This window comes from Clostridium paraputrificum, assembly GCF_900447045.1.
In the GTDB taxonomy this organism is placed as follows: Bacteria; Bacillota; Clostridia; order Clostridiales; family Clostridiaceae; genus Clostridium; species Clostridium paraputrificum.
Window position 1 is genome coordinate 294,458 of record NZ_UAWH01000015.1, and the last position, 23,368, is coordinate 317,825.

Annotated in this window: 25 protein-coding genes; 5 read left to right on the forward strand and 20 right to left on the reverse strand. The window is 28.7% G+C overall.

The features are described 5' to 3' along the window. Positions 1-28: 28 nt before the first annotated feature. From DR024_RS12925 to DR024_RS12955, 8 genes are all read right to left on the reverse strand, one after another. Positions 29-1,645 (reverse strand): M28 family peptidase, encoded by a 1,617-nt coding sequence (locus DR024_RS12925; protein WP_111918970.1) that lies wholly within the window; start codon positions 1,643-1,645, stop codon positions 29-31. A gap of 139 nt (positions 1,646-1,784) precedes the next feature. Next, the gene (gene fliB / locus DR024_RS12930; RefSeq protein WP_316320239.1) at positions 1,785-2,651 is read right to left on the reverse strand and encodes a flagellin lysine-N-methylase; all 867 of its coding nucleotides are present in this window, start codon (positions 2,649-2,651) and stop codon (positions 1,785-1,787) included. A gap of 8 nt (positions 2,652-2,659) precedes the next feature. Beyond that, the gene (locus DR024_RS18245; protein ID WP_316320238.1) at positions 2,660-2,905 is read right to left on the reverse strand and encodes a hypothetical protein; all 246 of its coding nucleotides are present in this window, start codon (positions 2,903-2,905) and stop codon (positions 2,660-2,662) included. Positions 2,906-2,970: 65 nt separating this feature from the next. Continuing rightward, positions 2,971-4,392 (reverse strand): potassium/proton antiporter, encoded by a 1,422-nt coding sequence (locus tag DR024_RS12935; RefSeq protein WP_027097829.1) that lies wholly within the window; start codon positions 4,390-4,392, stop codon positions 2,971-2,973. A 167-nt stretch (positions 4,393-4,559) separates the two neighbouring features. After that, positions 4,560-5,072 (reverse strand): DUF4489 domain-containing protein, encoded by a 513-nt coding sequence (locus DR024_RS12940; RefSeq protein WP_027097828.1) that lies wholly within the window; start codon positions 5,070-5,072, stop codon positions 4,560-4,562. A gap of 30 nt (positions 5,073-5,102) precedes the next feature. After that, positions 5,103-5,621 (reverse strand): DUF4489 domain-containing protein, encoded by a 519-nt coding sequence (locus DR024_RS12945; protein WP_027097827.1) that lies wholly within the window; start codon positions 5,619-5,621, stop codon positions 5,103-5,105. A 212-nt stretch (positions 5,622-5,833) separates the two neighbouring features. Beyond that, positions 5,834-6,973: a hypothetical protein gene (locus DR024_RS12950; RefSeq protein WP_027097826.1), complete on the reverse strand. Its 1,140-nt coding sequence runs from the start codon at positions 6,971-6,973 to the stop codon at positions 5,834-5,836. A 144-nt stretch (positions 6,974-7,117) separates the two neighbouring features. Next, positions 7,118-8,110 carry a hypothetical protein gene (locus tag DR024_RS12955; protein ID WP_055254042.1) on the reverse strand — a complete coding sequence of 331 codons (993 nt, stop codon included), beginning with the start codon at positions 8,108-8,110 and terminating at the stop codon, positions 7,118-7,120. A 137-nt stretch (positions 8,111-8,247) separates the two neighbouring features. On the opposite strand from DR024_RS12955, the gene DR024_RS12960 reads away from it, so the two are divergent. From DR024_RS12960 to DR024_RS12970, 3 genes are all read left to right on the forward strand, one after another. Then, the gene (locus DR024_RS12960) at positions 8,248-9,285 is read left to right on the forward strand and encodes a hypothetical protein (RefSeq protein ID WP_027097824.1); all 1,038 of its coding nucleotides are present in this window, start codon (positions 8,248-8,250) and stop codon (positions 9,283-9,285) included. Between the two features lie 12 nt (positions 9,286-9,297). Continuing rightward, positions 9,298-10,200 carry a DNRLRE domain-containing protein gene (locus DR024_RS12965; RefSeq protein WP_027097823.1) on the forward strand — a complete coding sequence of 301 codons (903 nt, stop codon included), beginning with the start codon at positions 9,298-9,300 and terminating at the stop codon, positions 10,198-10,200. Positions 10,201-10,349: 149 nt separating this feature from the next. Then, a complete protein-coding gene (locus tag DR024_RS12970; RefSeq protein WP_111918972.1) occupies positions 10,350-11,711 on the forward strand; it encodes an MATE family efflux transporter in 1,362 nt (453 codons plus the stop codon). Positions 11,712-11,763: 52 nt separating this feature from the next. On the opposite strand, the gene DR024_RS12975 is transcribed toward DR024_RS12970, so the two are convergent. The 10 genes from DR024_RS12975 to DR024_RS13020 all read right to left on the reverse strand — a co-directional run bounded on the left by DR024_RS12975 (position 11,764) and on the right by DR024_RS13020 (position 21,316). After that, positions 11,764-12,969: a TraB/GumN family protein gene (locus DR024_RS12975; protein WP_111918974.1), complete on the reverse strand. Its 1,206-nt coding sequence runs from the start codon at positions 12,967-12,969 to the stop codon at positions 11,764-11,766. A 123-nt stretch (positions 12,970-13,092) separates the two neighbouring features. Continuing rightward, complete coding sequence (locus tag DR024_RS12980; RefSeq protein WP_111918976.1) at positions 13,093-14,901, reverse strand: carbohydrate-binding domain-containing protein; 1,809 nt, start codon at positions 14,899-14,901, stop codon at positions 13,093-13,095. A gap of 21 nt (positions 14,902-14,922) precedes the next feature. Beyond that, the gene (locus DR024_RS12985; RefSeq protein ID WP_111918978.1) at positions 14,923-15,612 is read right to left on the reverse strand and encodes a DUF4956 domain-containing protein; all 690 of its coding nucleotides are present in this window, start codon (positions 15,610-15,612) and stop codon (positions 14,923-14,925) included. Beyond that, entirely contained in the window at positions 15,606-16,358 is a 753-nt protein-coding gene (locus DR024_RS12990) for a polyphosphate polymerase domain-containing protein (protein ID WP_111918980.1), read from the reverse strand. Before DR024_RS12990 ends, DR024_RS12985 begins: the two co-directional genes overlap by 7 nt. A gap of 135 nt (positions 16,359-16,493) precedes the next feature. Further along, complete coding sequence (locus DR024_RS12995) at positions 16,494-16,934, reverse strand: N-acetyltransferase (protein ID WP_055254031.1); 441 nt, start codon at positions 16,932-16,934, stop codon at positions 16,494-16,496. 198 nt (positions 16,935-17,132) lie between these two features. Then, complete coding sequence (locus tag DR024_RS13000) at positions 17,133-18,416, reverse strand: dicarboxylate/amino acid:cation symporter (protein WP_111918982.1); 1,284 nt, start codon at positions 18,414-18,416, stop codon at positions 17,133-17,135. 287 nt (positions 18,417-18,703) lie between these two features. Next, entirely contained in the window at positions 18,704-19,276 is a 573-nt protein-coding gene (locus DR024_RS13005; protein ID WP_027097816.1) for a hypothetical protein, read from the reverse strand. Between the two features lie 56 nt (positions 19,277-19,332). Then, complete coding sequence (locus DR024_RS13010) at positions 19,333-19,788, reverse strand: metallophosphoesterase family protein (protein WP_207636986.1); 456 nt, start codon at positions 19,786-19,788, stop codon at positions 19,333-19,335. Between the two features lie 67 nt (positions 19,789-19,855). Further along, entirely contained in the window at positions 19,856-20,641 is a 786-nt protein-coding gene (locus DR024_RS13015; protein ID WP_081663591.1) for a 5'-methylthioadenosine/adenosylhomocysteine nucleosidase, read from the reverse strand. Positions 20,642-20,809: 168 nt separating this feature from the next. Next, positions 20,810-21,316 (reverse strand): GAF domain-containing protein, encoded by a 507-nt coding sequence (locus DR024_RS13020; RefSeq protein WP_055184137.1) that lies wholly within the window; start codon positions 21,314-21,316, stop codon positions 20,810-20,812. 118 nt (positions 21,317-21,434) lie between these two features. Here DR024_RS13020 and DR024_RS13025 point away from each other — a divergent pair, with 118 nt between their 5' ends. Continuing rightward, positions 21,435-21,857, forward strand: a complete 423-nt coding sequence (locus tag DR024_RS13025) for a hypothetical protein (protein ID WP_027097812.1) — start codon at positions 21,435-21,437, stop codon at positions 21,855-21,857. Positions 21,858-22,120: 263 nt separating this feature from the next. Then, complete coding sequence (locus tag DR024_RS13030) at positions 22,121-22,543, forward strand: hypothetical protein (protein ID WP_027097811.1); 423 nt, start codon at positions 22,121-22,123, stop codon at positions 22,541-22,543. A gap of 166 nt (positions 22,544-22,709) precedes the next feature. On the opposite strand, the gene DR024_RS13035 is transcribed toward DR024_RS13030, so the two are convergent. Continuing rightward, positions 22,710-22,982: a hypothetical protein gene (locus tag DR024_RS13035; RefSeq protein ID WP_027097810.1), complete on the reverse strand. Its 273-nt coding sequence runs from the start codon at positions 22,980-22,982 to the stop codon at positions 22,710-22,712. A gap of 7 nt (positions 22,983-22,989) precedes the next feature. Next, on the reverse strand, positions 22,990-23,367 hold the full coding sequence (locus DR024_RS13040; RefSeq protein WP_027097809.1) for a hypothetical protein: 378 nt from the start codon (positions 23,365-23,367) through the stop codon (positions 22,990-22,992). Between the last annotated feature and the right edge of the window lies 1 nt (position 23,368).

The window sequence follows — 23,368 nt, forward strand, 5'->3', positions numbered from 1 at the left end:
AACTAATTTATACATACCTATTAAGTTTCTATTTTATATAATTTATAAATGCTATAATTGTAGTTAGAGAAATTATAGCAAGTAGTAATACCACTCCTAAAGCACCTATTGTTAATGCAATATATATATTCCATATAACAGGTACAAACATTATTATACTAAGAGCTGCTGGAATCACTGCTATAAGTTTGTTTATACCTTTCTTTAATAAACCAAATATAATTAATGAAATTACTGCTGGCCAAAGGAATAAATAACTAGCTCCCTTTAAAGTAAACATTGTAACCACTAGGAATATAATATTAAATCCTATAGATCCTATTATTATCCCCTCTTTATTTTCACTACTTCTAGAAATCTTACCTATAAAGATAGTAGTTAGTATAGTAAGTAGTATCAAGAAAGTACCCAAAATAATATCATCACCAGGCACTTTTGGCATATATGTTATCTTAAATGGCATTCCTGTTATTAATGAAATTATATATGAAACTACAACTCCACCAACAAGTGATATAATTCCTATTAAAAGCCATATTCCTGTATATTTTAAAGTGCTTCTAATAGATATATTAAATTTTCTAATAACTAAGAATGTAGCTACTATAATTAAAATCATTAATCCAAATGCTATAGTTGTTGAATAATTTATAAATACATTAGGTAATAAAGTAAAGAATATAGCATCCTCATTAGAATCTAGATATCCTTCTTCACCATAATCAGCATTATATACGAATTCTTCTACTACAGGAAGGATTTGTTCTCCATAATGCTGAAGACTTGTATCACTTACATTCTCATAGTTATCTTTTGGTGTATGATAATAATCTAAGCTATTTAAAACTGCAAAGTTTATACCTTGTAATCCCATTTTTTTAAATTCACTAAAGTCTGAACCATTTGGCATTTTACTATATACATCTGCTGCTAAGGAATATGATATAGGTAAATTCGCTTTTTTATATAGGTCTATTACTTTTTTATTATTTGAGCTTGTCTCAAACATTAATGCTGGGCCTTTAATTCCTCTAGCTTCTATATTTACAACATATTCTACATTTTCATATAATGAGAAATTATTGTTCATTTCTTCTTTTGCTCCAAGAAGCCCCATCTCTTCACCATCTGTTATTAAGATCTTTATTCCATTTTCAAGAGGCTTGTCTTGTTCTTTAATAACTCTAAGTATTTCTAAACTTGTAGATATACCATAGCCTGCATCAGCTGCTCCTAAAGAACCTTCCGCTTCTCCATCTCTCTTTTTAGGTGATGAGTCATAGTGAGATGCTAATAAAATATATTTTCCATCTTCTCCATTCTTACCATCAATCTTTGTATAAATATTGTTTATGTCTACTATTTTTCCATTTCTATCTTCTACATTTTCATAAGTGAAAACTTCAGTGTCTAATCCTAATTCATTAAGCTCTTGTAAAATATAATTCCTTACTTTAGCCAACGCATCTACATCATAAATTGAATGTGGCTCCTTAGCAATTTCTTTTATATGTTCTTTAGCCCTCTCTGCTGAAAAGGCACCTTTTTCAGCTCCTTTGCTCATAGGTGTGTAAAGTGATAATCCCCCTAAAATACTAGCTATTATGCATGTTATCAATACTATTATCCATGTTTTCTTTTTCATATTGTGTCCTCTCTTATAAGTAATTTATCTTTTATGGGTATTAGATTATCATAAATTATTTTGATAGTCAAATTATTTTATAATAAAATAATAACTTAAATAAAAAGAAAGAAGCCCAATCATTAATCGAGCTCCCTTCTTACCTAATAAGTATTTTTTCATAAACTTTATTGTGTTCAATATCCTTACTGATAGATTGAATCACTCTTAATATTACATATTCTGTGATTTCTTCTTCATTACCTACTGCAATTCCAATTACGTATGCCTTAATTACTTTATAAATATTAATAAGATAGTTAATGCCTAGATATAGGTCTTCGCCTTTATTAAATGGTATCAAGTCTGTAAATACCTTATTAACCAAATAGTTTTCAAATATATACTCAAAGGAATCTAATTGGCTATTAAGTTCATTAAACACGTCTAAGTTATCTAGACCAGCTTTATATTCCTTAATGCATTGCTTTAATCTAACACTCTTTATATTCTTTGATAGTTCATCACTGCATAGTATAGAATAAAATTTTTCATCACCATCAAAAGCTTCTTTCCTTATAGATGTAAAGTCATAATCCTCTGAAGAAAAATCTTCGATTATATCTTCTATGACGTCAAAGTCCTCTTCTTTAAAAGCATCCTCTAGTATATTAAAGAAATGCTTTAATATACTTAATCTGAATTCTATAGAATAACTTCTATTTTGAATAATATTAATTGTAATTAATCTAATATCCCAGAAATATTGAAGCAAATTATCACTATATTCAAAGGCTTCACTATCTATTATTCTTCTTATTTCTATATTATCTATATCAAGTTCATCTTCAATTTCAATAAATTCCATCTTTTCCTTATTCAAAAGAGAATTTAAACAAATCTCATAACAAGATGTTAATCCACTCATTTCATAAACATCATCAATTATATTATAAACTCTAGGATAATTCTTACAGGTGATACACAAATGTTCTTCGCCAATGTTACCGTGAATATCACAAAGCATATTCGAGTTTAAAAATGGGCATTTTTTTCATTTTCTAAAATCATGAATCCATGGTTAAAAATATCATGTTCATAATTATTTACTTTATACTTCCCGTTAACTAACTTATTAAGCTTACTTTCTGAATTTTCATACCTATTATAGGTATTTTCATCTATATTTATATCCCATCCAACACAACAAGTATCAATACACTTAGAGCTAACACATTTAAAACCTACCATGTACCTAGGGATAAACATATTTACTTTCATATTTTTCTCCAATCTTTCATTATCAATTATCATAATAGTTTATTTGAAAACAGATGTAAACTTATTTATTTTCCTAAAGCAACCTCATTTAAGTTATTGCCACTTAAAACAAGTATATCATTTTCTAAAATCTCAGTAGATCCCTTTGGTACAATAACTTGGCCATTTCTTTTTATCATTACTATTAATATATCATCTGGAATTTCTGCATCCATAATTGTTTTGTTCATCCACTTACTACTTCTAGACACATTATATTCTAAAAGCATTGTTGATTTATCTTCCTGATAGTCATTAAATGTTTTTAAAACTGTTGTGTCATTATCAACAAGATCTAATTTTTGTGCTACCTTTGGTAAAAGAGTACCTTGAACAGACACTGAAATTAGCGCTATGAAAAATATTATATGAAAAATATCATTTTCTATAGGCACACCAGAAGTAATTGCAAAAATAGCAAAAACTATTGATGCAGCACCTCTTAACCCTACCCAAGAAATAAGTATTTGTTCTTTAATAGGAGTTTTAAATCCCCTAAGAATAAAATGTGTAGCTATTGGTCTTGCAATAAAAATCATAAATATAGAAATGATGATTGAAACTCCAATAACCTCAGGTAATCTTGATGGGAAAGATAATAATCCCAACATAAAGAATAACATTATTTGCATTATCCATGATATTCCGTCAAAGAAAACAACCAAACTCTTTTTATGAGGAATCTTACTATTACCAAGTATTATTCCCGAAATATATACACTTAAGTAGCCGTTACCCCCTATAAATTCACTTAATGCATAGGCTAAAATAGCTATCGCAATAATAAATATACTATAAAAACCTTCAAGTTCAAAGTTAGCCCTTCTTATTATAAAAACTGTAGCTTTAGCAAGAACAACTCCAAGGAGTATTCCAAATATAACTTGCTTTAATATCATAGGAACTATACTCCAACTTAAGCCACTAGACATTATCATTATAATACTTAGTGTCATCATATATGCAATTGGGTCATTACTTCCACTTTCTACTTCTAATAATGATGCAATTTCACTTTTTAAATTTAATTTCTGTGATCTTAAAATAGTAAAGACTGAAGCGGCATCTGTAGATCCAACGATTGAACCTATAAGTAGTCCTTCTAAAAGACTTGTATTTAGAATAAAATAACAAAACACTCCTGTTAGTAACGATGTTATTATTACCCCAAAGGTAGACATGAGTATTGATTGATTGGCTACTGGTTTAGCCATTTTCCAGTTGGTACCGAAGCCTCCGTAGAACATTATAAAAACTAGTGCAATAGAACACAGTTTACTAGTTAAATCATAATTATCAAAATATATTCCTACTATTCCATCAGAACCAAACAACATTCCAAGAACTATGAATATAAGAAGCATTGGGACTCCAAATTTGTATAACATCTTACTAGATGTTATGCAGATTAGTAATACTAATCCACTTATAATCATTAATTCAACCATATTACCTCCTTATGATATTATTTTCATTATTATTATACAAAAAAATTCTCTTATATATATTCATTTTAGCAATATGTTTACATTATTCATATAAATATAAATTAATTGTTAAATAATTTCAAAAATTTAGAGTACAGACTTCTCTGTACTCTTATATACTTTGTTTATTAACAAATTTTTTCTACAGCTATTGCAGAAACTTGAGCACTCACACTTGTTCCAGCTTGAATTAAAGTAGCATTAGATATTTCTACTGTATAAGTGCAGCATCCACAACATTCTCCACTATCGCACATTTGGAATTCAAAAGTTTTACCAGATAGAGTATTTATTGCAGAGCTTGATGTTAACGAACTACCAACAGATTGAGAACATCCATTGCAACATTTTGTTACTCTAAAAGTTAAGCTTGGTATAGCTCCTAATGGTGCATTAATCAATGCTGTAACATGAATTAATACAGTTGGGCATCTTAATCCCCTTGTATCAATAGTTACGCTTCCGACTGCATAAGGATTTCTTATGCTTGCTCCTGCTAAATCTAATATAGGGAGTGGACCTGCTGATCCAGATCCGCAACTCATTATCATTTTTCCAGGAGTTTGTGGCCTACAAGTTTCAGCTGGATCTGCTACTGCTAATTCATCATTAGCTACGTTATTTCCACATGAAGTTGCCATTATATTACCTCCAATTCTTATTTGATTAAATTAGCTACAAGCTTTTTCTACTGCTAAAGCTGAAATATTACCACTTATTGTAGTACCAGCTTGTGCCAATGTTGCATTAGATATTTCTACTGAATAGGTAGCACATCCGCAGCATTGTCCACAGTCACAGAATTGGAATGCAAAAGACTCACTGTGTAATGCATCAATAGCATCACTATAGTTGTAGCTTCCGCCTACTGCTTGAGTACATCCATCTATTGTTCTAACTAATCTAAATGTTATATTTGGCAATACACCTATAGGAATGTTAATTAATCCTGTAAAATTAATTAAAACACAAGGGCACTTCATTGCTCTTGTATCTATAGTTACGCTAGCAAGTGAATAAGGATTAATAATACTTGCCCCTGCAAGGTCTAATATTGGTAATGGCCCAACTGCTCCAGCTCCACAACTTAAAATTGCTTTACCTGGTTCAGGCGCAGCACAACTTTTTCTAGAGTCTGAGTCAGTTACTGCTAAAGCTGTATTTGAACGATTTTGACAATTTGTAATCATAATCTTCCTCCATAAATATATTTGAATTTTACTAGAAAGCTTATTTTAATTAAGACTATCCTTTACTTATATAATATGTTCTACACTCTAAAGGGTGATATGTAACCAAACATTTTTAGACAAAAACTTTTATATTATATATTATTATGTTACTAAATATTAAAAAGAGTGATAAAAAAACCACTCTTTTTTAATAGAATTATAGCTATATCTTATCTTCTACATCCGCATCTTCTTGGCTTTGTAGCTACATCTCCAGTATCATTGCCATTGCAATCAGATTCTCTGCTTGCATCATGACATTCCACTCCACATGGATTTGTAAATACTGCTAATTCTTCAGATGTAGTATGACGAATATTATGATTAACTAGGAAAGAATATCCAACAGTTGCGTGAATATAACCCTCACCATAATCTCCATATCTTTCAGTTGTTTCAACACAGTCAGCTGATAAACAATGTTCAAGTTTTATATTACTTCTAACAGTTCTTCCATCACTTGGAACACTTACTCTTCCATATAGATTTACAGGTGTAAAGTTTAATCCTACATCAGTTCCGCAACCTTCACCATTTCCTAAAGTATCTTTCTTTGTAATTTCTACTGGATTTACAGTTATTCTCGAACCATTACCATAAAGATCACCATAACAACTATAATCCTTTGTAGCTGTAAAAGGTCTATTTCCTATTCTTCCCTTAATTTTAATCTTTAAGTTATCAACATGATATCTAACACCTTGTTTAAACACTCTTGATTTAGGAACTACAGCATTTTCTTGCTCAGCATTACATCTAGTTCTGTTTGCTGTACCCTCAAACTCATCATATAAATTTACAATTGAAGGTATATTAGTATTGCATTTTAAATTTTCATCATCTACAGCATTGTCAGGATAGTTATATACTGCTACTCCTGTTCCTGGTACAGCTGAAAACACTTTGTCTTCCATATCATATCTTACACAAATATTACCTTCTCCTAAAGCATTTGGATTAGTATGGGCTATTCCTTCAGTTGTATCATCATCTTTAATTCCGATATTATCATAGCATAACGAAATTTCATCTATGCATACTGCATCCCCAACTCTGTATTGAGTATTACAGCTTGGATTTTTAGGATCATAATTGTCAATAGCAAATACTTCATCTTTATCAGCAAATTGTAAACTTTCTAAATACACACAGTCATGAATTTTTTCAGCTAATATTCCTACACATTTAGCATTTGATATATTTGTACATTTTACTTCTAACTCAGAAGATTCATCTGGAGCACAATTTGTCTTAAAGTTCTCTTGTTCACAAGGCTCAACTATATTCCCTTCGTTACCTCTTATTTCCATATACAGTTCCTCCTGTTATTTATCTTTCAAATACATATAAATATTTACATTTATATAATTTATTCTATGATACTTTTTGACAAATGTTCCTTGGTAAATACTATATTTGACAGTTCTCTTTGTTTTAAAAATTACAAATATATTCTACATATTTTCTTCAGAAACCCTCTTATTACAAATAACTCCTTTTTTATCAATAAATACTCCTATTTTTTCCTTAGTACTATGATAAATTTTCTGTGTTACTAAAAATGAATATTTAACTAATCCATTTAAAGTATTGCCTCCCATATACCTAGAAAATGGAAGAATGTTTTCTATAGAAAGTCTTGAATCTAATTTGATTTTAAGCTGTACCCTTCTATTATCATTTGGAATATTCAAATCTCCACATAAATTAACAGGAGAAAAATTCAATCCTACTTCTGGAAAGTCTACTTCTTCATTTTTATATTCATTTACTCTATCCAAACTAGTAATCTCTGCAGGATTACTAATTATATAATTACCATCCCTATCAATGTCATATTTTTTATAACTTTTAATTCCTTCAAAAGTCTTACAACCTATTTTGCCACTTATTTTTATCTCTAAGCCATCAATAAAATATCTTACTCCATGTTTAAAAATACTTACTCTAAAATTAGAATTAGAGTTTCTCTTAAAGTAACCATTAAATTCTCTATATATGGTGATTATCTCCGGAATCTTTTCTTCTTTATTTTCTACTGGTATTTCCCTTATTTCATGAGCTGATTCCTTACTTCCAACTAAATCCACTTTGCTTCCATCAACTTCTACACAGATGAAATCTTCATTATTATTGACACCATCTTTATAATCCTCCATAATGCCTATAAAGTTATAAAAAATATCAAACTTCTCAATAGAAATTTTATCACCTACAGTGTAATCTTCCTCTCCTTCTGTTATTATTGTAAACTCCTCATTTTTTACGCTAACTTGATTACTAGTTAAATAAATACAGTCATAAATTTTATCAGCTACTATTCCTTCACATTTAACATTACTTATATCATTTGCTTCCTGCTTTATTTCATATGTAAACTCTAAAGCGTCAACTTTATTTATCTCATGAATACAATCCTCTAATAAAAATTCATTCTTTTCTTTCAAATCTGATCCTCCAAAATTAATAGTAATTTATAATATGAGTTTACTTTATATATGTTTCTCTTTCACATTAAACATGTACACAATAAACAATATAAAAATATATTATATAAATAGAATTAATTTTAAGGAGGATATCTATGTCTTTTAAAAGAAAATTCAACACCTTAATACGTAAATCAGATAACTCAATATGTGAGTTTAGTAATGATAATGGAATTGAATTATATATCTATGATAAAAATAAAGAACCAATATGTAAAAAAAGACTTGTTACAGGTATTAATGGCTTTTCTAATTCTTTCTTTAATATTGATAGTAATGATTCTATATATGGAATTGTTAGCAGCAAGGATAATCCCCTACTCTATTTCTACATTAGTTCAAAATTCATATATAAGAGTGAATTACTTAAAAGTTCTAACTCTATAGAGAAAATCACCTTTCCATATATAAAAAAAATTGGTGATAAGATACACATTTTTTATTACCTTGTTGATGTAACACAAGTTGATAGAGGTAAATTAATACATTATTATTACGATGGTTCTAACTGGAATAAGTCTCAAATTGATAATATTGAATATTTTATATTGTCCAATTTCGTCGTTACCTTTAAAGAGGATGTTCCTACTATCTTCTATCTAAATAGTACTAAGGGGCATGAAGAAGTTTTTATATCTAATTTTAATAAAGATAACCTATCTTGGAACCATCCTGTTCAAGTTACTAATACACATAAAACTAAGGTTTATTTGTCAGTTGTTGAAGTTCCCCAAAATACTTATCACATAGTATTTTCTGAAAAGAATAATGATAAATATTATTGCACTTATTATAGTGGCCAATTAAAAAACAATTCATTTATTAAGAAAGACTATTTTATCATTCAAGATACTATTGCTTGTGAATTCCCTCATATTTTAAGAATTAAAAACGAACTTTATATTCAATGGATTGAATTTAGCGAGTTATTTACTACATTCTCAAAGGATAATGGCTTTACATGGAGCAAACCTAACTTCTTTACAAATGACTCCGATAATTCAGTTATAAGATATGATTATAAATCTAATTTTATAAGAGATAAAAACAATGATATATGCAATATATACTCATATGAAGATATATTCTCTATATTAGGAATTTCAAGCAACCCAATTTTACTAACTAATTAAGGAGGTTTTACTTTGAGTAAAATAATTAAGGTTAATTGTAACTCCAGCACTACTATAGATATGATTCGCCCTGAATATTCCAACACAACTGGAGATAAACTAATAGTTGGAACACATTATTTAAAAACAAATCTATATAACATCTTCGTATCAGTACTTAAATTTAACCCAATAGATATAAAAATTGAAGATATTGAATCTGTATCACTTTATCTATATTTAGATAACTTATTATGTAATGATTTATCATTTAAAAACATTGCAATTTCAAAGAATATAGATAATCCAGATTTAAATAAAATCAGCTGGAAATCCCCCCCAAAGATATCTAAAAATCACTATATTAATGTTTGTTTTCCATATAGCTATGTAGATAGTTTTATTGATATTGATATAACCTCACTTTATAAATCTTCAAAAATTGATACAGAAGATTTTAGCATCACCTTAAGTAGTGGCACCAGTAAAAATACCTCCATAGTAAGATTTGATTCAGCATATTCTATAAATAAACCATACTTAGTTATTAGATTACGTGAAAATATATATGATGATATACCTTTAGAATACACAGATGAATATAGTATTAAATCTCCCCCATATAACTCAAATTCTTCATGTCCATTTAGAAATATAGATTTTTCAAAACTAAATAAACTTGAAGAATCTACAAAAATATTAACTAAAGAAATAGCTTCTATTAAAACAAATATCTCTGACTTAAACAAAAAATATACTAATCTTAATAACGCAATAAAAGATATAACTTCTAAAAATAATAGGATATCTGATATAGAATTAACTAAAAATAATTTAAAGTCTATTACTGATACAGTAAGCAGCTTAAAAGACGAAGTAAAAAGTTTAAATAGTAGATTAAATAGCATAAGTATAGAACCTATATTGGATGAATAATAAATCCCTTATAAAGAGAAATTGTGTATCAATTTCTCTTTTTTGTTGTTAACGATTAATTTTTATTTTATACAATTAACTACTAGCAATATAAAGACAATCATGTTATCCTATAAACTTGTGAGTAAAAGTTTTAAAGGGGGATGTACATGACACAAGATATGACAACTGGGAATCCAGTAAAACTGATTTTATTTTTCTCAATACCTTTACTTATAGGAAATATATTTCAACAATTTTATAGCATGGTAGATACAATCATCGTTGGTAGATTTGTAGGAGTTGAAGCTCTTGCAGCTGTTGGCTCTACAGGTGCTATGGTTTTCTTAGTAAATGGATTTGTTATAGGTTTAACTGCAGGGTTTGCTATTCTAATATCTCAAAGATTTGGAGCAAAAGACCACTTAGGTATGAAAAAAGCAACAGGAAGTGCAATAACTCTTTCTGTAATATCAGTACTTATAATAACTATTATTAGTATTTTATCTGCTAAGCCAGTACTTAGATTAATGAATACACCAGATAATATAATGGTGGATGCTTCTAAATATATAATAATAATGTATGCTGGTACATTTGCTACTTTTATATATAATATGTTAGCAAGTATATTAAGAGCTTTAGGAGACAGTAAAACTCCACTTTACTTCTTAATTATTTCTTCAATATTAAATATTGTTTTAGATTTAGTATTTATAATTAACTTTGATATGGGTGTAGCAGGTGCTGCATATGCTACAGTTATTTCACAAGGTGTATCTGGAGTACTTTGCTTAATTTATACTTACAAAAGACACACAATATTAAAGTTAAAGAAAAGCGATTTTATAGTAACAAAGGATTACTATATAACTCACTTAAAGATTGGTGTTCCAATGGCTCTTCAATTCTCTGTTACTGCCCTTGGAATAATGATAGTTCAAGGGGCATTAAATGTGTTTGGTTCTACAGTTATAGCTTCATATACTGCTGCATCTAAAGCCCTTCAATTAGTAATGCAACCTGCTGTTACATTTGGAGTTACTATGGCTACTTACTGTGGACAAAACCTAGGGGCTAGAAACTTTGAAAGAATACAAGAAGGAGTAAAGAAATGTACAATTATATCTATAATAACTAGTATTATAGCTGGTATTGTATTAGTTCTGTTTGGTAAGTACTTCGTATTGATGTTCTTAGAAAGCCCTGACCAAATTGTTATAGGTTATGCAACTCAATGTTTAAATATAGCTGCAATATTCTTTATACCACTTGGGCTAATATTTATATATAGAAATGCTCTTCAAGGTATTGGTGATTCATTTATTCCTATGATGGCAGGTGTTTATGAATTAGCAGCAAGAGCTTTAGTTGCATTTACTCTTCCAAAATTTATAGGATACCTTGGAATTTGTTTAGCTGATCCAGTTGCTTGGATATTCGCTTGTGTTCCTTTAGCTTATACATACTTTAAGAGAATTAAAAATCTTTTAAACGAAAAGGAAAATGAAGAAGAGCTAGAAGTAGCTTAATATTTAAATACAAAAGAGAAAACCTTAGTTAACTAAAGTTTTCTCTTTTACTTTATTCATATTTTTCACAACTAGGAGAATCACTTATAGTAACTACATATTGATATATTTTTTCATATGGATATGGACAAAGATTATACTTATCAAGAAACATACTCCTATCATAATTTAATTTGAATAGTGTAGTCTTCTTATCCTTTGGAAATATATCTGTAGTATATACAGCATCTGTATAATCAACAAATGAATTTTTTATATAATATCCTTCATTACCAATTGGATTATAACAATTAGAGTTTTCATATTCAAAACTAATGGATATTACCTCTCCTTCAGTTCTTTTATAATTATTTTGAAGGTATGCTGCAAATGGAATATATCCATCCTTATCTTCTAATCCACTCTGTGATACATGAAATCCCCCTAACTGACCAAAATATTTCCCTTTCGGTAATTTTTCGTATTGCTCAATAAAATTATTTATTAGATGCTTTTCTCTAACAAGTTGTCCAGAACTTAAAGATAGGTTTTTTACACCAAATAAAAAGTTGTCATAATTATTACCTAAATATTCTTTAGCACTCTCTTGGTTATTTTCTAGAATTTTAATAATTTCTTTACAGTTCTTTTGATAATTATTTCTACTAATTTTCTTTACATGTTCTATCATTTCTTTTAGTTCACTAGGTGCTTCATCTTTAGGTAATAATGAAGTTATATATCTTCTTGCGGTTAAAGGTTGATGTTCTATATCTATTCCAACTAATTGGAGTCTTCTATCTTCTGGAAGTGATTTATTATATTTATAAAGATTTTTTATTGATTCATAATAATTTTTTGTATAAGATTGAGTTCCCCTTAAATTTGACATTATATAATTAATAATTTCAATATCTCCTGTTTTTAAATACTCATTTATTAATTGAGCAGTACAAAATCCTCCTTCATAAATAATATATTTTACTCCTGCTTTTTCTACAAAATACCTCGTAAAATACTCCTTTAATTCAAAAGAAGCTTTTGTTCCATGGGATTCTCCTGTTAAAAAAATTTGATTATTTTCTAAATCACCATCTAATAAACTTATACTTTTAAATGATAAATCATTAATATCTAATTTTGAATTCTCTTTATAAAAAGCATCTTGTACTTTTTTTATTTGAGAATTTAATTTAACCTTTTTAATAACTGGTATACTTATTAATACAAAAATAATTATTAAAGCAAAATGAATAATTCTAATCTTTTTTATTTTCATAACCCCTCACTTACCTTTAACCCCAATTTATTTTTTTATATAAAATTATTAATATTATACCATTTTTATACAAATACTAAAAGAAGCCATTCCAATTAAGTTGGCTTCTTTACATTATAAGTTCTATCTTCTATTTCCTTTGCCACCACCTGGCATTCCCATATTTCCTCCATTACTACTTCCTACATTTGTAACTGATCCAGAAATAGTAAAGTTCTGAACCTTAGAATTACCAATGTACAAATCATAGCTTTCTCCATCTTTAAATTTTGATGAGCTTACTATAATTGAAGCATATTGTTTAGTTGGTGTGTACTTCACTATTTCTTCGCCACTAGAACTTAAAATTTTAAATTCCACGTTACCTTGTTGATTATTAACTCCTATACTAACAGACTTTTGAGTTGAAGAATCACTAGGTCCTTGAGCCATTCCTAAGCTTCCTACAGCAATCAATGTTCCACCACTTATATCTAAATTTCCATCATAATCTAAAGATCCATTACCATTATTAGTTGGTCCATTAACTATAACTTCGCCACCAGTAATATATATTGATCCATTGGAGTCAATTCCATCACCGCTTGCATCTACCTTTATAGTTCCACCATTAACTTTAATTTCTCCACTAGAATTTGAACCGAAACCATTTTGTCCTGGTCTTCCATTTAAAGAAGATGAATCATTACCACCAGCAGCATTTATGCCATCATCACTTGCAACAACATTAATATTACCATCATTTAAAGTAATCTTTTCCCCTTCAAGGCCTTCATATGATTTAGAAATATTAATATTACCAGCATTTATAACTAATGAAGTATCTGCATGTACTCCATCATCTCCTGATGAAATATTAATATCTCCACCATTTATAACAATATCTCCATTAGAATGTATTGAATCATCAGATGAATTTATATCAAAGCTTCCATTATCAATTGTAATTTTAGAAGTAGCTTTAATACCTTTTGCACTTGCTATTTCTTCTGTTGTTTCTTCTTTTACATCATTAAAACCAGGTCTCTCTCCTTTACCCATCATTCCCCAATTACCCCAATTACCATTATCTGATGTACTGCTGTTACTACTTCCTCCACCTGTTTTAATATTAAATTCCCCACTATTTATTAATAATTCAGTTTCAGCTTGAATTCCATCTTCTCCTGCTGTTATATTAAATACTCCATTTTCAATCCATATATAACCTTTACTTGTGTCTGTATCATTATTGGCCTTCATTCCATCGCCCTGAGTATCAATAGTAATATTACCATTTTTAACTGTTAATGAATCCTTACCTCTTAATGCAGTATTAACAGCTGTAACTGATATATTACCACTTTGAATTCTTAAATCATCTTTACTAGTAATTCCATTATTGTAGTTTCCTTTGACAGTAAGAGAACCATTACCTATAAAAGTTAAATCATCTTTACTGAATATAGCTGCACTTGGTTCATCTGTACTACTATCTTCAAAGACATAGTTTGTACTATCTTCAATTATATTTTCAGTTCCATCAGCTAAAGATATTATAGTCTTATCTGCATTTTTTACATAAATAGGGGCACTATTTGATGAAGTTATGTTTATTCCATTTAAAACTATATACACCTTGTCATTATCACCAGCATTTACAACTATTTGTCCATCCTTTAAAGTACCTGAAATACTATAAGTACCTGAGGATGTTATATTTACTTTATTATTATCTGCTTGTGCACCACTTCCATTAATATTAATGCTATCTCCAAGCTCTATATAGGTATCAACCTCTCCAATACTTTCATCCTCTATAGATTTCATTTCAACTAATGTACTTTCTTCAACTGATGGTGTTGATGACTCTTCATTATTATCTTTTGAGCAGGAAACTAATGAAGTTCCAAGTGCTAATGCTAATAGTAAAGTGACAAATTTTCTTTTCATATTAAACACCTCCTGATTTTTTTATCCATAAACCTTTTCTTCAAATCCTGTTATACTTAAACTTATATTTAAATTTCCATTCCTGCATCTTAGATCATCTATAAGCTTCTTTTGATTTACTCCTTCTTTTAAAGAAATAAGATAAGTTAATTCAAATAAAGCTCCAAAATCTCTAGTTTTTACCCTCTCTATATGAAAAGTAGTTGTATATTTATTTAATACTTCTTCAAAAACACCTTCATAATTTAAGTCTTCTGGTACAATAATTTTAAGTTGCATATTCTTAGTTTTTGGCATTGCAAAATTAGTTAAAAATAAAACTATCATTACTCCACATAGAATTAATGTAAATATGACAGCATAACCTATGTAGCCCATTCCACAAGTAAGTCCTACTGCTAATGTAAAGAATACATAAGCAATATCCTTTGGATCACCAGGTGCACTTCTAAAACGAATTAAAGAAAATGCTCCAGCTAAACTAAATGCTCTAGCTACACTGTTTCCTACAAGGAGAATAATAATAGAAATTATAACTGGTAACATAATTAGTGTGATTGGAAAACTTGGTGAGTAACCTTCCTTTTTATGAGTTTTTATATAAACCAAGCTAATCACTAATCCTAAAATTATTGATGATAAAATTACAATTAACGCGTTTGCTAATGTAAAGGACTCTCCATTTGTTGATGATATTATCGTTTCTAACATACTTCTTTACTCCCTCCTATGTTGAAGCTTATATTATTTTTACAGTAATCCATAAATTCATTTCCGTATTTAGAGAAATGTGTGTTGTATATTTTTAACTCTGATAGTATTTTAGTGAACCATACAGGCATAGCCCCTAATATTTTAACCTCCATAAGATATTTTCCTTCTCCAAGTATATCTCTTCCAAAACTTCCTTCTTTAAGAGTTAAATAATCCCGTCTTGTAAGTATTTTTGTATCAAAAGTCAATCTAAAATCTTTATTATCCTTTGCAAAAAAAGCACTGCGAACATAAGATATATAAACCTTAGGCTTTATGTCATTATTTTTTAAATAGTACTCTATTTCATTAATTACCTGTTGATTTACATAATCACTAAACTTAGGTTTTATTCCTTCTTCCAAAAAGTTATTTGCTTCTTTTAAAGTTAAGACTACTCTACGTTTATTAACAATTCCATTTATTTTCTTTTTCATTTCAAGGAAGACTTTTTCATCCTCACTGCATAAATTTCTATAACTCCTTAACCGAAGCTTTTCTTTATAAAATGGTTTAGATATGGAATGACGTATAACATCATCATTCTCTGTGTCATAATAGATATTATAGATACTATATGTTTTTCCATCTTTACAATATCCATCTGGTTCCATAAATTCTAACAACCTAGGTATTAGAATTCTATATTGATAATCTGATATTATAAATTTCTTTTCATATCTTTGAAAAGACTTTATAGCCATAAAATCACCGCCTTCTTTCTAAGCTTTGAGTGTATTATATTAACTGAAGCTTAAACAAAGCTTAAGAAGTAAACTTTAGTAACATTAAAATTTTGGAATTATACTTTCCTGAAGAATAAAAAAAGAGAAACCTATTTAGATTTCTCTTGATGTGTATTTCATTAAAACTTCCATAAACCCACTATCTTCATTTTTTCTAACTTCTATAGGTTCAAATAAAGCTTTCTCATAAAACCTATAGGCTTTCTCATTATCTTTATATACTGATAGTATTAAATCATTATATTCTTTTTTTACATAATCCAATAACATTTTCCCTACTCCATTGCTTTGACTTGTAGGTTCCACAAATAAGGCTCCAATATAACTATCATCCACAATACTTATAAATCCCTTTATAGCATTATTATCTTCATATACAAAAGTTTTTGAATTTGGCAAATACTCTTTTTTTACTGTATTATAGTTACATCTCCAATAAAATTCAGGAATAAATGGATGTCCAACCATTGTAGATCTAAACCATATGCTCATAACAGCATCTATATCTTCCTCTGTAAATTTTCTTATATACATTTTGCTCTCTCCCCTACGCAATTTTGCATATTTTTCTTTCTTTTTACTTTTTGTTACAAATTGTTAATATAATTTTATTTTATCATCATACCTTGAAATTATAAACATATTTTTCATCTAAATATAATATATGTTACATAAGTTTATTGCAAAAAAAAGAACTCCAACAATATATTGCTGAAGTTTTTATGTTTATATTTAATTTATTTCTAACTCTTCCCTGATTATATCATTTTCAGAGTAGTACATAGATTCATCTAGTACACCCTCTTTCTTTGCCACTATTAAAGTACATATACAATCACCAATAGTATTTACTGTTGTTCTACACATATCAAGTATTCTGTCTACTCCCATTATTAATCCAATACCTTCAATAGGTAATCCTACGCTATTTAATACCATTGAAAGCATAACAAGTCCAACTCCAGGCACTGCTGCTGTTCCTATAGAAGCAAGAGTTGCAGTAAAAATAACAGTTAAAATACCTCCAAGACCAAGATCAATCCCATATAATTGTGCTATAAATACTGTTGCAGCTCCTTGCATTATAGCTGTTCCGTCCATATTAATAGTTGCACCTAATGGAATTGTAAAAGATGAAACCTTACTATCAACACCTAATTCGTTCATAGTCTTCATTGTAACCGGTAATGCAGCTCCACTTGATGCTGTTGAGAATGTTATGGCTCCAACTTTAGGGAACTTCTTTACAAATGGCATAATACTTAAATCGGTAAATGTCTTTAAAATACCTGTATAAACAACTGAAGCATGAATAAGTAATGCTAATAAAACAACTGCCATATATTTTAGAAGTGATGCAAATGCCTCAACTCCTGTAGTAGCAAAGGTTGTAGCTATAAGACCAAATATTCCAAAAGGTGCAAAGTACATAACTAAATTAACCATTTTTAAGAAAATTTCATTTAGATTTTCCATAAATGTTTTAACAAGTTTCACTTTTTCACCTAACATACTAATAGTTATTCCAAATATTATTGAGAAGCTTATAACTTGAAGCATATTTCCTTCAGCCATTGCTTTTATTGGATTAGTAGGAATCATATCTATTAGCACATCTGCAAAAGAAGAACTTTGTGCAATTGTAGGTTGCTCTGATACAAGACTAGACATATCTAATCCCACACCTGGGCTAATTAAGTAAGCAAGTCCAATTGATATTGAAATAGCTATAGCAGTAGTAGATAAATAAAAAATAAGAGTTCTAGCTCCAATTCTCCCTAAACTTTTTATATTACTTAAAGATGCCACCCCACAGGTAATTGATGCAAAAACTAATGGAACTACAAGCATCTTGATTGCACTAATAAAACCTTGTCCTAATACTTTAAATACTCCACCAATTATGATGGTATCCTTTACAGTTCCAGCAGGCAAAGATCTAACTAAAATACCTACAGATAGACCAACACCCATTGCTATAAAAATTTTTGATGTTAAACTTAACTTTTTTTTCATAAATTTCCCCCTTTTTAATTTTTATAATCTGACAACTTATTAATAATATACAAGTAGTATATCATATTTTCCAATATTATGAAACATATTTTCTATAGTTATTCAGTTTTTAGAATATGCTTTTTTATTCAAAATATATTAATTAGTTTAAATGACTTATAGCCTTAACTTTCACAACTGCCCCTAAAGCTTAATTTTCTATTGTGCAACTTTTAATACCTAAATATTCAATTGTAAATTAATTTATGCAAAAAAAGAATGCCATAATAATATGACATTCTTTTTTACTATTTAATGATGCTATATACGTAATTTTTAAAGTCCTCAAAAGTTCCACTTACTATTGAAGCTCCTTTAAGTATTCTATTTCCAAAGAAATTATATTCACAACTTCCATAATTAAATGCAGCACTACTTACTATTAAGTTTGACTCATTAACTCTATAAGTTGCTCTCTTTTCTAATATATCAACACAGAAATCTAGAAAATCCTTATAGTCTTTAATGTGTCCTGACTCTACCATAGAAATCACAAAATTAAATAAATAGAAGCCTCCAATTAATTGTATCATCTTATCATTTGGAGTGTAGAAAACTTTCCCTGAATTATAGAAGAACTTTAATTCTCCATAAGTTGCAGCTTTATATTCACTATTAATTTCTAATCCCTCTAAATTATGCATTCTAAGTGCAGCTTCAATACTTTCCCATGAGTTAGCATTTACTACAACATTATCTTTTATAACTTGCTTAAATTTTTCAAAAGACTCTTCAGAATCCTTACTTGAACTTACTTCCTTACCATCAAACATTACTTTATATTGTCCATTTTCATATATTAATTCAACTTTATTACTCAAAACAAATTCCATCCTTTTCTATTTAATAATAATTATTATAACATATTAATTCTATTTTATAAATCATGTTTTATAATTTTTATTCTATTTTGTTCCAATATACCTATTGCAAAAGAAAGAGGTAGTGAAAATCTCTTCTTACCACAACTACCTGGATTTAAGAATATCACACCATTAACTTCCTCATAAAAATACTTATGAGAATGTCCAAACACAACCAAATCTACATCCTCTAAGTTTTTAGGAAGATCCTTAATATCATGTACTACATATATTTTAAAGCCATCTATTTCTACTACTTCAGATTTATTTAATCCCTTTGCCCAATGATCCTTATCATTATTACCTCTTACAAAAGTAATATTACCTATATCCTTTAAAGCTAAATAGGTTTCTTCATTTGATATATCCCCAGCATGAATTATGTAATTACACTTTTTAATTTCTTCCATTACTTCTTCTCTAAGTAAATTATGAGTATCAGATATAAATCCTATTCTTATCCCTTCCATAGTTTTCTCCTTTGTTATAAAACTTAAAAGACGATATTACCTATTAGGCAACATCGTCTTAAATATTTTAGTATAATTTAACGAATTCTTCAACCATTGAACTTGCATTTTTAGCTGCTATTGGTAAAAACTCTTCATAAGATAAATCTGCTGATCCATCTGCCTTATCTGAAATTGCTCTTAATACAACGTAAGGTATTTTGTTTAAGTATGCAGTTTGAGCCATTGCAGCTCCTTCCATTTCTACTGCAGAAACATTACCAAAGTTTTCTTTAATTCTTTCCACAACTGCACCACCAGCAACAAATTGATCTCCAGAGGCTATTCTACCTTCTTTTATTACTAAACCATCTATATTTTCAGCTGCTTTCTTTGCAACCTCTACTAATTCCTTATCTGCTTGGAAAAATGTAATACCAAGTCTTGATATTTCTCCTAATGGATCTCCAAATACTGTAGTATCAAAATCATGTTGAACAGCATCTGTTGAAATAACTATGTCACCTTGATTTAATTCTGGGTCCATAGTTCCAGCAACTCCTGAATTTAATAATGCAGTTACATTAAATTTATCTGCTAAAATTTGAGTACAACTAGCCATATTTACTTTACCAACACCTGATCTAACTAAAACTACATTTTTATCATGTAATTTACCAGAGTAAAAAGTCATTCCAGCAACTTCTACTGTATCTTTAACATCCATCTTTCCTTTTAATATTTCAACCTCTTCTTCCATAGCTCCTATAATTCCCAGAACTTTTTCTTCTTTATTTTCTTTGTTTACACCACAACCTATAAATAAAGAAACGGATAATACTACTGCTCCTAGTAAAGCTGTTAATTTTTTCATTAGTGTTCCCCCTGTTTGTAATAAAAATCGAACTTTAAAACCATATTTTCGAATATAATTCGCAAGTACAATTATTTATAACATAGTACACAAGAAAAAATCAATATATTTTTTTATTAATTTTGAATATAATTCGTTACAGTGCGAATTATATTTATTATCCATCTCTTATAAGTAGGATATTTTGTCAAATTTTACGAATTTAATTAGAACTTCTACAGCTTCAACAAGATATTTTTCTTCTATTTCTGTAAATCTGTTAAACTCATCACTATCAATATCAAGTACACCTAACACATTATCATTAACAACTATAGGAAGTACAATTTCTGAATTAGATGCTGCATCACAAGCTATATGTCCTTCAAATTCATGTACATTATCTATTCTTAACACCTTTTTTTCCTTTGCAGCTGTACCACATACCCCTTTTCCAATTTGTATCTTAGTACAAGCTGGCATTCCCTGAAAAGGTCCTAGAATTAGCTCATTATTTTTATTTAAATAAAACCCGCACCAATTAACTCTTCCTAATAAAGCATTTATTAAAGCTGAAGCATTACAAAGCTTTGTAATATCTTCCTCATCTCCACTAACTAATCCTTCTAACATTTGTACCATAGTTTTTAATCTTTCTTCTAAATCTAATCCATTAAATATTTTAATATCAAACATCTTATCTCTCCTTTATATTTCTTAAGAATAAATGAATTCTAGTTCAAAGTTTACATTTTGTTATAACTATTTCTTAATATTTATGATACAATATTTTTTAAGATAAGAGGTGATTAAAATGAACATTTTTAAAGGGACATATGGATTTGATGTTTTATCTATCTTTTTATTGTTTATAAGCTTGATCTTGAACCTAGGAAAACATACTCGTTTACTAGGAACTTTAGTTACTTTGTATGTAATTTATAGAGCTTTTTCAAAGAATATATATAAGAGATCTAACGAACTATACAAATTCACTAATTTAGCTAATAAAGTACTATTCCGTTTTGGCAAAAGATTACCTGATAATATGCCAAGGACAAGTCTTGAAAATATACCTTTGATATTTAGTCAATTAAAATATGTTATTAATCAAAAAAGACAATATAAGATAGTTAAATGCCCAAATTGTGGTCAAAAGCTTAGATTGCCTAGGGGGCAAAAAAAGATAATTGTTACATGTAAAATGTGTAGGTTTGAATTTAAAGAAAGAACATAAAAATGGTGCCGTGGATATTTATTTTGCTTGTTCCGTGTCGGGCTCCAAGTCACACCAAAATAAATATCCGTTCCCATGGTACTTAAGGTAAGAAAATAGACTGCTTGTAGCAGTCTATTTTAATTTGTAAATAAAGTTATTCTATTCTATGTAATTATTGAAACATTTCTACCTTCATTTCCCTGGTAATATTTTACATATTGTTATATTAATATATGTGATATACTTTAAATATATATTTTTGGTAATTATACGGAGGACTTATGGGTAAGAAATTATTTAAATTTTTTATAGGGCTAACTATTGCTTTTACTTTAATAGGTTGTACAGCTAAAGAAGGCTTAAATGATACTAATACAGGTAACTTAACTGAGGGAGAGCTTCACGATATTATAAAGTCTACTTACAAAGATTGTACTATTTCATACACAACAGAGAATAGCATAAAAATATTAGATATAAAAATTAATGTTCCTAAATCAAGCAGAGCTGAAGAACTTGAGGCCTTTACTAATGCATGTGATTTAATATCTAATAAATTAGACGACATTACATATTACTCTGGAATAATGTATACCCTACAAGTAGATGGAGAAGATAAAGCTTGTATAAGATCATATACATCTGATGATGGAAAATTCAAATTAGAAAGTACCTATATTGAAGATGATGAATACAAACAATAAAAAAATGTATTTAAATGTATATAATATTCTCTATAGGTAATAATATTATTGAGGATAGATGTAGACATATTAGTTTTAACAGTACCTAACTATGGCTACTGAATACTCAAAAAAGACACCTAATACTTCTAAGTACTAGGTGTTTTATTATTTCTAAATTAAAACACTACATTTTTATAAGAACTTCCGTCCCATCATTTGCTTTAACATTAACTATTTCTAATCCCTTGTATTTCTTTAGCTCTTTCATTGCAACTAAAATGAAATCCATATCCAAGGCATTCATATATTCATTTACTTTATCCATGCCATCTTTACTTACATTGTTCTCTACTAAAGATTTACTCACAAAATTAGCTATTTTAACTCCACTTGTAAGTAAGAAATTAGGAATATAAATTGTAAACCTTCTTTCATTAGTCCTAACCCTTATCTTCATTTCACACCTACTCGATTACTACTCTAACTTTATCACCATTTGCTGAATCTACCGTTACTATTTCACCTAACATCTCATTATCAAGTGAACTAATAATGGCACCTGTCATCACCTCTAAATCTATACCTTCCATTTCATCTACTTTAATTGGAAGCTTGCCAGTAGCCTTTAAAATAGAAGTAATAACTGCCACAGGAAGATTAACTTTTACATTATCACCAGCAGATGAATCAACCCTAACCTTAAACATTCTCCTATCATAATTCACATTCTCTATTGATTTATCCTCTTTTTTGTACATTGCCTCAATTAAGTCTGCACCCTTTTCAACCTCTAACTTACCTTCTGACACCATTGTAAGTACCTTTAATAAATCCGCTCTCATT